This window comes from Moraxella sp. CTOTU47915, from assembly GCF_031986685.1.
GTDB lineage: Bacteria > Pseudomonadota > Gammaproteobacteria > Pseudomonadales > Moraxellaceae > Faucicola > Faucicola tetraodonis.
This window is the reverse complement of record NZ_DAMAAE010000007.1, coordinates 47,195-59,418: the sequence shown is the minus strand read 5'-3', so window position 1 is coordinate 59,418 and position 12,224 is coordinate 47,195. Positions and strand designations below refer to the sequence as shown.

At 43.6% G+C, this 12,224-nt stretch carries 9 protein-coding genes; 2 read left to right on the top strand and 7 right to left on the bottom strand.

The features are described 5' to 3' along the window. Positions 1–6: 6 nt before the first annotated feature. From RTL34_RS07255 to epmB, 3 genes are all read right to left on the bottom strand, one after another. Positions 7–2,196, bottom strand: a complete 2,190-nt coding sequence (locus RTL34_RS07255; protein WP_312115801.1) for a GGDEF/EAL domain-containing response regulator — start codon at positions 2,194–2,196, stop codon at positions 7–9. A gap of 203 nt (positions 2,197–2,399) precedes the next feature. Then, positions 2,400–4,166 carry a hypothetical protein gene (locus RTL34_RS07250; protein WP_312115799.1) on the bottom strand — a complete coding sequence of 589 codons (1,767 nt, stop codon included), beginning with the start codon at positions 4,164–4,166 and terminating at the stop codon, positions 2,400–2,402. A 154-nt stretch (positions 4,167–4,320) separates the two neighbouring features. Beyond that, positions 4,321–5,322, bottom strand: a complete 1,002-nt coding sequence (epmB, locus tag RTL34_RS07245; protein ID WP_312115797.1) for an EF-P beta-lysylation protein EpmB — start codon at positions 5,320–5,322, stop codon at positions 4,321–4,323. A gap of 155 nt (positions 5,323–5,477) precedes the next feature. On the opposite strand from epmB, the gene efp reads away from it, so the two are divergent. Continuing rightward, entirely contained in the window at positions 5,478–6,050 is a 573-nt protein-coding gene (efp, locus tag RTL34_RS07240; protein ID WP_007117135.1) for an elongation factor P, read from the top strand. 292 nt (positions 6,051–6,342) lie between these two features. Then, on the top strand, positions 6,343–7,572 hold the full coding sequence (locus RTL34_RS07235) for a toxic anion resistance protein (RefSeq protein WP_312115795.1): 1,230 nt from the start codon (positions 6,343–6,345) through the stop codon (positions 7,570–7,572). A gap of 79 nt (positions 7,573–7,651) precedes the next feature. Here RTL34_RS07235 and RTL34_RS07230 read toward each other — a convergent pair whose 3' ends face one another. The 4 genes from RTL34_RS07230 to RTL34_RS07215 form a co-directional block, all read right to left on the bottom strand. Beyond that, entirely contained in the window at positions 7,652–8,809 is a 1,158-nt protein-coding gene (locus RTL34_RS07230) for a 5-(carboxyamino)imidazole ribonucleotide synthase (RefSeq protein WP_409455448.1), read from the bottom strand. A gap of 155 nt (positions 8,810–8,964) precedes the next feature. Beyond that, entirely contained in the window at positions 8,965–9,270 is a 306-nt protein-coding gene (locus RTL34_RS07225) for a hypothetical protein (RefSeq protein ID WP_083102070.1), read from the bottom strand. Between the two features lie 338 nt (positions 9,271–9,608). Then, positions 9,609–10,247, bottom strand: a complete 639-nt coding sequence (locus RTL34_RS07220) for a MarC family protein (protein WP_007117140.1) — start codon at positions 10,245–10,247, stop codon at positions 9,609–9,611. A gap of 142 nt (positions 10,248–10,389) precedes the next feature. Continuing rightward, the gene (locus RTL34_RS07215) at positions 10,390–12,171 is read right to left on the bottom strand and encodes an ABC transporter ATP-binding protein (protein WP_312115938.1); all 1,782 of its coding nucleotides are present in this window, start codon (positions 12,169–12,171) and stop codon (positions 10,390–10,392) included. Between the last annotated feature and the right edge of the window lie 53 nt (positions 12,172–12,224).

Below are 12,224 nucleotides of genomic sequence, written 5' to 3'. Positions count from 1 at the left end.
TTGGATTTAGCTTGGTTCAGTCTCGATGTGCATGGTGTCACTCGCTTTTTGCAAATATGCCCCTTGCAAATAACGCGCACCGACTGTCCATGCCGCTGACATGGCGGCAGGGTCTTCAATAAAGGGCATCAAACAACTGGAGCCGCGCTCAGTGATTTCGCGCACCACCGTTGCCACGGTATTGACATTGTCATTGTTGCTCAAATCTTTGATATAGCTGCGATCGAGTCGTACCAGCTGTGGTTTGACAAATTCTAATACTTCCATCGCATTGACTGCTGAGCCAAAGTTATAGATACCTAGGTGACAACCTATTTGGTTAAGCGCATTACTTTGTTTGGCTGCCACCGCCAGATGATCCATTACCATGGTCTCATTAAACTGTAAGGTCAATATCCCTTGCTCGCTGGTCTCTAACGCTTGCATCAATCGACTCATAAAGCTTGGCAAGGTGGCATCTGCTAGTGATATCGCGCTTAAGTGCACTAATAATCGGGTACTGGCATCGACCTCATGACGGTAACGTTTTAAATCTTTACAGGCTTGAATTAACACCCAACGGTCGATTTTATCCATCAACTGATGTCGGGTCGCCACTTCTAAGAATTTATCAGGTGCCATTAAGCTGCCATCTGCCAGGGGCAGGCGTAAAAACACCTCAAACATGTTACTGACATCGTTTTCAACGTCATAAATCGGCTGATATAATAATTTAAATTTGCTGTGTTCTAGGGCATCACGTAGCGATTCGTACAGCGCACTGTCATCACTGCTGGCAAAACTACTTGGGTCATATAGATAGAATAAATCTTTATCGTCGTTACTGTCTTTATTGGCTTTGGCTGCCATGCCGACGGCTTGGATGACACGGTTAATAATACTATTGGTATCAGGTGCACTGGCGTTGACTAAGGTTGCACCAATTGTTACTGTGGTTTTAACCGTACGATGACCAATTTCAATAATGGTGCTATTAATATCGGCAACCAATTTTTGTCCCAATGCTGTCAAATCTTGTTGCCGCATATTAGGGACAATCAGCATAAACATGCTATCATTAAAACGGCTCAAATAGCCATTTTTCACCCGCTCTACCCCAATAATCTCAGTGAGATGTTGCTCAAGAATATTGGCAACGGCAACCACCACCCCATCAATCCCTTCAATCCCCACACTGGCATGGATTTTACCAATATTATCGACGCGTAGCGCCATCAAACCCACCGATAGGTTGTTCTCAACAATCACGTCACGCAGTCGGTTAAACAGTCTTTCAAAACCATGACGATTAAATAGCCCTGTGATTGAGTCAATGCGTTCCATCGCCTCAAGTTTTTTGGCAAGCTCAGCACTATTGGCTTGTTCGTTGGGCTGGATAATGACTTGTAGACACGGCTGACCGTCATAGGTAGCAGCCGCTAACTGCAGCTTAGCCGCGAAGGTAGTATTATCTTTTCTCACACTTTCAAACTTAAATTCGACGTTTTTACGGTTGCCTTTTTCAAAGTCTTTTAAAAACGTTTTAAAATCTTGGATATTGTTGCGCGCAATCAAGTCAACAACGGGTATCCCCATCAATTCATCGAGCGTTTTAAACCCAAACATTTCAAGATAGGGCTCATTGGCATAAATATGTAAACCATCTTCAATATAAGCCACTGCACTCTTGGAGTTTTTGATAAGAATATTGGCACGCTGTTCGGCATCGCTCAATACCATTTTTAGGCGCTCAAGCTCGCGGACGAGTTTATGATGCTCGTGTTCACGGCAGATACGAATAGCCATGCGCAGTAACTTATTTTTGCGCAAAGCATCCGCTGCACCCCAATAGGTATATAAAGGTAATAACTTATGGGTTTTATCAGGGTCGCTAACAAGCTGCGTTTGGGCTTGCTCATTGGCAGTTAATGCCTCAGGGTAAGCCGTGGCCTCATCAGGCAACAGAGCGATGACGGGGATTTGAGCATCGTGGGCTTTTAAAATCTCTTTGACGTCTTTAAACGATAAATCATACGCATTCCCCATTAAAATAATGTCCCAAGACTGGCGCAATAACTTTATCAGCTCGTCTTTGGCATCCAAAAATCCTAAATTAACCTGTCTATAATAATGTTTTTCTAATAACCCAACTAAGTGTTCGGCATACAGCTGGTTATCATCAATGATTAACAGGTTGAGTTGTTTTTGTTTTTGCATCGATTAACTATCCCATTAAACGCTTGCTTTATAGAGCACTAAGCGACCTATTATAAGCGAATTTTTTGATAAATTATTTATAATATTAGATTCAATTTCTTATTATATGATTAATCAATCAAAACAGCTATAAAGCTATGAAAATCTTTTATTTTTAATGGGTTAGATTTAATTTGGCAACTTTTGTTGCCATTTTTTAGCGATTAAAACTGAATTCTCACAAAAGCATATTCCTCGACATCATCAGTCATATTAAGTAGCTCAGTTAAACGCACGTTAATTTCTTTGTTATCAATACGTATCACCAGCTTGTCTGCCACTTGGTAGCCAAAACGCGCCATCAGCAAACGGGTCTGGCTATCAGTGTGGTTTGGGGCGGTCGGAATAATAAATGCCGCAACAAAATGTGGCTGACGGCTACCGGCATTTTGAAAGCGCACGCCACAGGGAATCGCATTTTGACAATGCACTTGCACTTGTGCCTCAATTTCTAAGTAGGTCTTGTTGGTTGGTTGCCCAGTGGGCGTATCGATAAAACCCTGCCGGTTGTCTTTAATATAGCCGAGCTGCCAAGTTTTTGAACCATTAACCTTTCGCATCGCAATTAAGGAATTGACTTGCAGTTGATTCAGCGGGTGATAGCTATCGCCACGGCTGATGCTCGGATATGGGTCAACGATTTGATTGGCGTAGCTAAACACGTGCGACAGGCACATGGATTGGGGATTTTCTTTGTTCAGCTCCACAACGGTAGATTTTTTAAGATACGCCGTATGTTGAGTTTTGGGTTTTAACCGCTCAGGCAACTCATTGGCATGAATGAGATTGCCCAAACTGGTTTTATTCGCAAGCATGTAATGGATATTATTAAAACCGAGCACGACTTCACATTTTGAATGGCTATGATAATACTCTGCCGCTGGTTTTAACCCATCTTGCAGATTATTCAATACCAATTTGGCCTGACGCGCGCTATTTTTTATCTCAGCATCGGTGCTGATTTGACCTTGGGTAATGGTTTGATGCAAGCGTTTAAATAACCGACTAAACATCACAAACAGGCAGTTGCTAGTTGCTGCAAAAGGATTGAATAAATCATCGACTGCCAGCAGTTTGGGCGGCTGTTTACCTTCTAAATCAATATATAGGTAAGGTTTTTCAACCAAATCTTTACTGATAATGAGCTCTTCCATCAACTGGGTACTTACTTTTTGAATGGCTAAAATATCCGCACGCCGACAAGCATACGGATTGGTGACCGCCACCATCAAGCAGTGAAAATAAATAGCCTCAATCGATAACGGTGCGCCCTGTTTGCTATATTCATTGGCAGAATGCAGTTTGACTGGCAGGGTGATAGACTGCCAATCATTGGTGACTGCAAATCGATAGCAGGCATTCAGGTATTGCCAAATTACCTGTGTATCTTTACGATAGCCGGTATATTTTTCAAACAGCGATTGGCGCAGTAATACCATGATACTATATAGGCAGCGCTGAATGACTTGGGTGGGGGTAAGGGATTGAGGTTTACGGCGAAATAAGCCAGTGATGCCTTTTTTATCAGCCACTTCAGGGCGAGCCGCCGCACGTTGCCAAATGACATGGTAAAACATGATGCTCAGATAATGTACCGATAGTACGGTATCTAAGCCTTGCTGTTTTTCTTCATCTAAAATCCCGGGCTGGGTTTGGTAATTCACCCGTAATTTGCCGAGTAACACGCTGACGGCTTTATTAACCTCATCAAATAATGCAAAGCGTTTGACATCGTCAATATCGGCAAACATCAACTGGTTTATCACGAACTTATATTCGTTATACATCTCACACGCCGACATACGATTAAATCGTATCTGCCAATCGGTCGTATCCTGCAACGAATCCTGGGTAACTTTGAGTTCAATAGGACTGGTCGGTATATCGTTTATGCGCTGTAAGAAATCGTCTAGTGTGAGATCCGTAACCATTTTTTTGCACCAAAATGCACAACATTTTTCGACTTATTTAACAACAATAAATAACACAAAAGCCATGTTTTATCTAGATATTTAAGATAATTGTACTATTTATCAGATAAGTAACAGATAACCCGTTATTTTAGTTGTTGTGTTTCAAAATATGTTAGTGGTTATACAAGTCAACGGGCGTTTTAAATGGCTTATTAGGCAACTCTCGTACCAACTTTGGCACCAAGTAGCCAGCACATTTGGCGAGTAATTCCCAGTATAGAGCGACTGCTTGCTCATCTGAGATATAGAAGTGGCTCGCCCCGGCAACTTTATCAAGCACATGCAAATAATAGGGTAAGACGCCCGCTTGCCATAATTTTTCGTTCAAGCTTGCAAGCGTATTTGCATCGTCATTAATCGACTTAAGTAGCACGGTTTGGTTAAGTAACGTAACACCCGCTTTTTTTGCCTTAGCCAAAAATATTTGTGTTTCTTGGTCGATTTCATTGGGGTGATTGGCATGAATGACCATGACGATGTGACAGCGGCTGTTAGCAAATAGCGCAAGTAACGGCTCATCTAAGCGTTCAGGAATCATCACAGGTACACGGGTGTGGATACGGATGGTCTGTACTTGGGGTAGTGCTTCAAGGGTGGTGAAAATCTCCAATAATCGACGATTGCTCAGCGATAACGGGTCGCCGCCGCTTAAAATCACTTCATTGACTGCGGGGTGCGCTGTGATATAGGCACTGATGGCTTGCCAATCGTTTTGGGTTGGTAGATTCTCGTGGTAGTCAAAGTGCTGGCGAAAACAATAGCGGCAATTGACCACGCAAGCCCCGGTGACAGGAATCAGCACCCGTGATGCATATTTATGGATAATACCTTTGACGGGATTGGCGTGTTGCTCGTCGAGTGGGTCGGTGACAAAGCCGGTGACTTGTACCGTTTCTTGAAACGTCGGCAACACTTGCTTAAGCAGCGGATCATTAATATCGCCTTTCCCCATTTTTTGCACAAAGCGACGTGGCACTTTTAGGGGAAATTGACCGACCTGACTGTCAAAGCTATCTATCGGCAAATCTAACGCTTGCGCTAATTCAGCAAAGCTCGTGATAGTGTCAGAAAACGCATTTTGCCAGTTTTTTTGTGTCGCCAAATAGTTTATCATATAGTGTTTATCCAATCGTCAATGCCGCTTGCTGATAACGCCTGTCGCTGATAGGATTACCGCGTAGGCAGCGCTTTTTTAGCAAATTGGCTATTATACAAAGATTTGATTTACCTCGGTTATTTTTTAGTCGCAACACCTTATTAGGAAATTTTATGGCAACTTACTCAACCAATGAATTTAAAGCTGGCTTAAAAGTCATGCATGAAGGCAACCCCTTTGCAATTTTAGAAAATGAATACGTTAAACCAGGTAAAGGTCAAGCATTCAACCGCGTCAAAATGCGTAACCTAAAAACGGGTAAAGTATTAGAAAACACCTTTAAATCTGGCGATAGCCTTGAAGGCGCTGACGTTGTTGATACTGAAATGAACTACCTATACAACGACGGCGAATTCTGGCACTTTATGCACCCAGAAAGCTTTGAGCAGCTACAAGCCGACAAAAACGCGATGGGCGATGCGGCGAAATGGTTAAAAGAAAATAGCAACGAAGAATGTACCATTACCCTATTCAATGGCGTGCCTTTAAGCGTTGCTGCGCCAAACTTTGTTGAGTTAGTGATTACCGAAACTGACCCAGGTCTAAAAGGCGATACATCAGGTGGCGGCGGTAAACCTGCAACCCTTGAAACTGGTGCGGTAGTACGTGTGCCATTATTTGTCCAACAAGGCGAAAAAATCAAAGTCGATACCCGTACTGGCGAATACCTATCACGGGTACAATAATATATTTTATTACCAAGAATTTTGGAAAAATAAAAGCCCAACTAACTGTTGGGCTTTCGTTTTTTTAACATGTGATTGAAAAAATTTTTGTCACGCTGTCATATTGACGTAGCATCATAAAAAAATCATTCGTCAAACACGCATGGAAAAAATGATTACCCAAATAGAACAACAAATGAAATAATTCACCAAGATAATCAAACTAGCGTTAGCTCAAACCGCTAAAATACAAAGACAAATTAAAAGGCAAGTTAATATACAAATACCAATATAGACAACTCAAGGATATATCATGCCAGAACTCACCCCGCCAGAAACCAGCCCTGTCATCAGCCTTGAAGCGCCGCAACCCGTTGCCGTTGTGCCACAAGACGAAGCTGACCAACTGGTCAAACTTGACCTAACCAAAGTGCCTGAACTTGATGCCAAAGTGAACGATTTTGTGATGCATGTATTACAAACCCCTGTCAACACGTCTGTATTCGATGAGAAAGTCAACGCCATTCATCAGCTTGGTAGTGCCGAAATTCGCGCTTCAGCGCAGATTGCAAATCGCATGCTTGATCGTCCTGCCAAAAGCATGGATAAAGCCTTATTTGACAACTCCCCGATTGCCAAATCGTTGACTGAGCTACGCAGCGTGGTCGAAGACCTAGATCCAAACCGACAAGGTTCGCTGTCAAGTCCACGCAAATTTTTGGGCATTATCCCAATGGGCAAATCCGTGCAAGATTATTTTCGCAAATACCAATCTTCGCAAACCCATATCAATGCCATCATTGAAAGCCTGTATCACGGCAAAGATGAACTGATGAAAGACAATGCTAGCATTGAGCAAGAAAAGGTCAATATGTGGGCACTCATGCAGTCACTCCGTCAATATATCTACGTCGGTAAAAAAATTGATGAACGTCTAGAGCAAAAAATCGGTGAGCTTGAAGCCACCGACCCTGAAAAAGCACGCGTGGTCAAAGAAGAACTGCTGTTTTATGTGCGCCAGAAAAACATGGATTTTTTGACCCAGCTGGCGGTGAACATCCAAGGGTATTTGGCGCTTGATATGATTCGCAAAAACAACTTGGAGCTTATCAAAGGCGTTGACCGTGCCACGACGACAACGATTGCTGCGCTACGTACTGCGGTGATGGTGTCACAAGCGCTGAGCAGTCAAAAATTGGTACTTGACCAAATCAATGCGCTTAACTCAACGACCAGTAGTTTGATTGAATCAACGTCAGTCATGCTGAAACGCCAAACCGCGCAAGTGCATGAGCAAGCCAGTGGCAGCTCAGTTGATTTGGAAAAACTGCAAAAATCCTTTAACCACATCTATGAAACCATGCATGCGATTGACGCCTTTAAAGTCAAAGCACTTGGCAATATGCAGCAAACGCTTCGTGTACTGACCCAAGAAGTTGACCGCGCACAAACCTACCTTGACCGCACCAATCGCCAAACGGTGAGTGAGGTTACCAACGAGCTGCAAATTGATGAGGAGAAATTGGGTAATGTCAAACTTTAATCGCCGTTTGATTTGACTATGCGCAACCTCACGGGTGAGTGCGGTGTTTTTGCTGACACATAGCCTTAGTCAAATAGCTTTAGTCAGACAATTTATTGGGTAATTTTGCAAGCACTTGCGCGACCGTGTTATCCAGTTGACTGCTATCGCTCGGCATGACAGTGATATGAGCGATTTTGCGACCCTCGCGTTCTTCTTTATCATAATTGTGCACGTGCACGCCAGCGATGGCTAGGACTTCGGCCAGTTTTGGATACTCTCCGATGATGTTCAGCATGACAGAGGGTTTGACGATGGCTGTGTCTCCCAATGGCAATCCTGCCACCGCGCGCATGTGATTCTCAAATTGACTGGTTACCGCGCCTTCAATACTCCAGTGCCCTGAGTTGTGCACGCGGGGTGCGATTTCATTGGCTAGCAATTTTTCAGCGCCGCCTTCAGAAGTCACAAATAATTCTAACGTCAACACGCCCACATAATTTAAATGTTCGAGCAATTTTTTGATATTACTTTGGGCTTGCTCCGTGAGGTTATCAACATTGGGTGCAGGTGCGGTTGATTTGGCTAAAATACCATTGCTATGTTCATTTTGCACGAGCGGATAATAGCGGATTTCACCGTTTTGGGCGCGCACTGCAATGATAGATACTTCGCGCTCAAAGTGAATAAAGCCTTCGGCAATGAGCGGCGCTGTTTTGGTTGCGTCGCCAAGTTCTGCCCACGCGGTGTCGATTTGGTCAGCGGATTTGACCACAAACTGCCCTTTGCCATCATAGCCCCCGCGTGTGGTTTTGAGTACCAAGGGTAGTCCCAATTTGTCGGCAGCGGCTTGGATATCGGCTTTGCTATGCACTGCCATAAAAGGTACGGTGGCGATATCTAATTGGTTAAACAAGTTTTTTTCATTTAACCGATCTTGTGCCACTGATAGCGCAAATGATGATGGGTACAAGGTTTTGGTCGATTCCAAAAACTGGGCAGGTTTGAGCGGGGTGTTTTCAAACTCTAAGGTAAAAATATCACAGCTTTGGGCAAAATCTTCAAATTGCTCGCTACTAAACACTTTACCCAGTAAGCGTGCGGGGCAATTGGCACTATCCTCCAAAAACACGCAGCGAATGCCGAGTGGCAACGCCGCTTGCGCCAACATCATACCTAGCTGTCCGCCACCTAAAATCCCAATGGTTTTGACTGGATAATTGGAATGATTGATGGTATAAAAATTGGCGGTTTGCATAGGCATGGTGGCGGCTCTTTTTGATAAGTGAAACACAGAAGAAAAATTATGGCTAATTATAAAGGATTTGCCCACAAATAAAAAATCTAAGCACAAAAAAACCCATAAGTCTTTAGTCTTATGGGTTCAATAAATCAATGAATAGGCGTTACGCGTTAACTGTAATGCACGGGTTCTTCGTCATACACATTGGCATGCCACTGTGAGAGCTGCTTTTGCATTAAGGTTTGAATGGCAGCATGAATCATGCTTTGACCAATCAACTGGGTATCATCCCCTAACAGTTCTTTCACCTTGTCAGAAAATTCAATGCTTACCAAGTCTTCTGACTCATCATTCGAGGTACGTAGTACCATTTTGCCATCATCTTGCTCGACAAACTCCAGCATCATCGCTTCTGCTTTGGCATCCTTTGCCGCTTGCAGTAGGCTTTGGTAATCTGATTTTGTATCTTTTTGCATCGTCGCTCCTCAATCTTTTATCCGCCCCAGTGACTACTTTGGTTACTACCTTAGTAGCTATCTTATGAACTAAGCTTATAAACTAGGCTAATCAACCTGTTAGTCACCCTGTCATATCACTTTAATAAACCTAAGTATGGTTTAACGCTTGCATCTTTTTAGAAGCTTGTTGACAGCTTATTAACAGGTTTTGGCATCTTGCATGATTATTAAAATGGCGACTTTCACGGTAAAAATCAAGCATAATTTATGATATTAACACAGCCACTACAATGCTTAATGCTTGAGGGTTGCTGTGATAAATTATTTAGCGAACCATGTAGCTTGAAACATTGAACTTATAACAATTGCGGAAATACACTTTTTAAACCGCCAACAAAAATCTCTACTGCAACGGCTGCAAGTAGCATCCCCATGATACGATTGAGCACGTTAAGCCCGGTATCACCTAAAAAACGACTCACCTGCCCCGCTGCCATAAAGCTTAGATAAGTAATAATACTGATAATCAAACCTGCGGTGATAATCGCTAGCATATTAAAATAACTATGCCCGCTTGCGGCATAAATAATCACGGTAGAAATCCCACCAGGACCAATCACCATTGGAATCGTCAATGGCACCACGGCAGATGCCGCCCCTTGAAAAGCCACCCCATTTAAATCCCCTGACTTGCCGACATGCGGTTTGGCAACATTGCCAGCGCCATTCATCATGCCAATGGCAATAATCAGTACCAAGATACCGCCTGCGATACGAAATGACCCAAGCGAAATCCCCAGCACCTTTAAGATAGGCTCGCCTGCCAACGAAAATATTGCGATGGTCACAAACACGGTAATGGCTGAAATCAGTGCAACTTTGCGAGTTTGTTGTCGATTGGCGTCTTTGGTGATATCAATAAATAACGATAACGCGGCAAATGGATTGACCAGTACCACCAGTGCCAAAAATATTTTTAAGACTTGAGATTCCATGAGTATTGACTAACTTGTTGGGTGAAGTTGGGTGAATATGACAAAACAGTTATGGTAGCATAAATTTAAGTAAGCCAGGTTACGGCGTTAATCCGCTTAGCGCTACCAGTACGCATGCTAAGCCTGCATGATGAACCCGAAATTAGTGGCTGTCTAACGTTAGGGTGATTTTATCAAGATTTAAACTATCGGACATGGCATTAAAAATCTCATAGTATTTGCCTTGCTTGCGATACAGTTCATCATGCGTACCTGTCTCCACCACGCGCCCTTGCTCGATGACCACCAAATCATCAGCGTCAATAATCTGCGCGATATTGTGCGACACGATAATCACAGTGCGGTTTTGTTTGATTAAATCCAAACTACGCTTGATTTGCTGGCTGGCAATAGCATCTAGACTTGCGGTCGGCTCGTCCAAAAAGACAATTGGCGGATTTTTGAGAAACATACGTGCCAGTGCAATACGCTGCTGCTGTCCACCTGACAAGGATTTGGCTTCGCTTTGGTAGCCTTTGGGCAGTTGGGTAATTTGTTCATGAATGGAGGCTTGTATTGCTGCCTGCTCAATCTGAGCTTGACTGGCAGTTAAATCGCCATAACGAATATTTTCTTCAATAGTCCCGCCAAAAATATGGTTTTTTTGCAACACCAAACCGATTTGTTGGCGTAGCTCATGGGTATCATAGTCTTGCAAATCCTTGCCATCGAGCAAAATTTGCCCCTGCGTGGGCTGATAAAATTTTACCAACAGATTGATAATGGTGCTTTTACCTGCGCCACTCAGCCCGACCAACGCGGTAATTCGGTTGCGCCGAATGCGAAAACTGACATCCTGCAAGGCTTGGTTGCCGTTGGGATAAACAAAATCCACGTGCTGAAGTTCGATATCGCCCTGCACCGTCGCAGGATTGACACCGCCTACCACTTCGATTTGGCTATCATCTTCTAAGATATCAAAAAACCCTTCGGCATAAGTCAGCGCATCATTGACCTCATCATAGATACGATGCAACTGGCGAATCGGCGATGCCACGTTTTGAAACAACAACACATGAAACATAATCATGCCAATGGTCATCTGCCCATCAAGCACAAAATACGCCGTTAAAATAATAATCGCCACAACACCAATCTGCTCGATAAAGCTTTTGAGTGCATCATAGCCAAAGCCAATACCGCGCGTTTTAAGTTGGTTATCGGTCATCTCTTTTTGAATGGCAAAATGTTTTTGCGCTTCAATCGGCTCGCGGACAAAGGATTTGATCACGGTGATAGCGTTAATGAGCGAAATGATTTGCTCGCTTTTGCTCTCCCGATAGTGGCGCATCTGCCGACGAAAGCCTCGCAAACGCGTTGCTTGCTTTTGACTGATATAAAAATAAATCGGCACAATCACCAGCCCTACCATCCCCACCCACACATTGGCGCTAAACATCACTACCAGCGCTACCATCGCATTGGCAAATAAGGGCAACATATCAATAAAAAAGTTTTGCACCAAACGCGTCAGACTACTGACACCCAAATCAATGCGCGTCTGCAGCTTACCACTGTCGTTATCAGGATGAGTATAAAACCCCATGCGGTAACTTAAAATACGCGTCACGACTTTTTGCGATAAATCCCGGGATAAATTAATGCGGATTTTTTCACCAAAATAGCGCTGTCCAAAGCTAATTGCCGCGTATAACAGTTCTTTGAGCAGTAGCACGATGCTGATAGTCGTGAGCAGTTTTGCACCTTCCTGCCACGGCTCGCTGAGTTTGAGAATCTCGGTCAAATGATCGACCGTGTAACGCAGTACAAAAGCATTGACCTGCGCGGCAAATGAACCAACCACCGTAAGTAGCAGCGTCGCCATGATTAATGAGTGATAAGATTTTGCAAAAACGGATAATTTTTTGATAATTGACCACAGCACGGCACCGCGCTCGCGTTTGTTGAGTGATGTCGGTGCAGGTTGATTGGCTGGCA

What these genes read in the sequence shown, in the direction of transcription:
- RTL34_RS07255 (WP_312115801.1), bottom strand. Translation starts at nt 2,196, where the DNA reads ATGCAAAAACAAAAACAACTCAACCTGTTAATCATTGATGATAACCAG.
- efp (WP_007117135.1), top strand. Translation starts at nt 5,478, where the DNA reads ATGGCAACTTACTCAACCAATGAATTTAAAGCTGGCTTAAAAGTCATG.
- RTL34_RS07235 (WP_312115795.1), top strand. Translation starts at nt 6,343, where the DNA reads ATGCCAGAACTCACCCCGCCAGAAACCAGCCCTGTCATCAGCCTTGAA.
- epmB (WP_312115797.1), bottom strand. Translation starts at nt 5,322, where the DNA reads ATGATAAACTATTTGGCGACACAAAAAAACTGGCAAAATGCGTTTTCT.
- RTL34_RS07225 (WP_083102070.1), bottom strand. Translation starts at nt 9,270, where the DNA reads ATGCAAAAAGATACAAAATCAGATTACCAAAGCCTACTGCAAGCGGCA.
- RTL34_RS07220 (WP_007117140.1), bottom strand. Translation starts at nt 10,247, where the DNA reads ATGGAATCTCAAGTCTTAAAAATATTTTTGGCACTGGTGGTACTGGTC.
- RTL34_RS07250 (WP_312115799.1), bottom strand. Translation starts at nt 4,166, where the DNA reads ATGGTTACGGATCTCACACTAGACGATTTCTTACAGCGCATAAACGAT.
- RTL34_RS07230 (WP_409455448.1), bottom strand. Translation starts at nt 8,809, where the DNA reads ATGCAAACCGCCAATTTTTATACCATCAATCATTCCAATTATCCAGTC.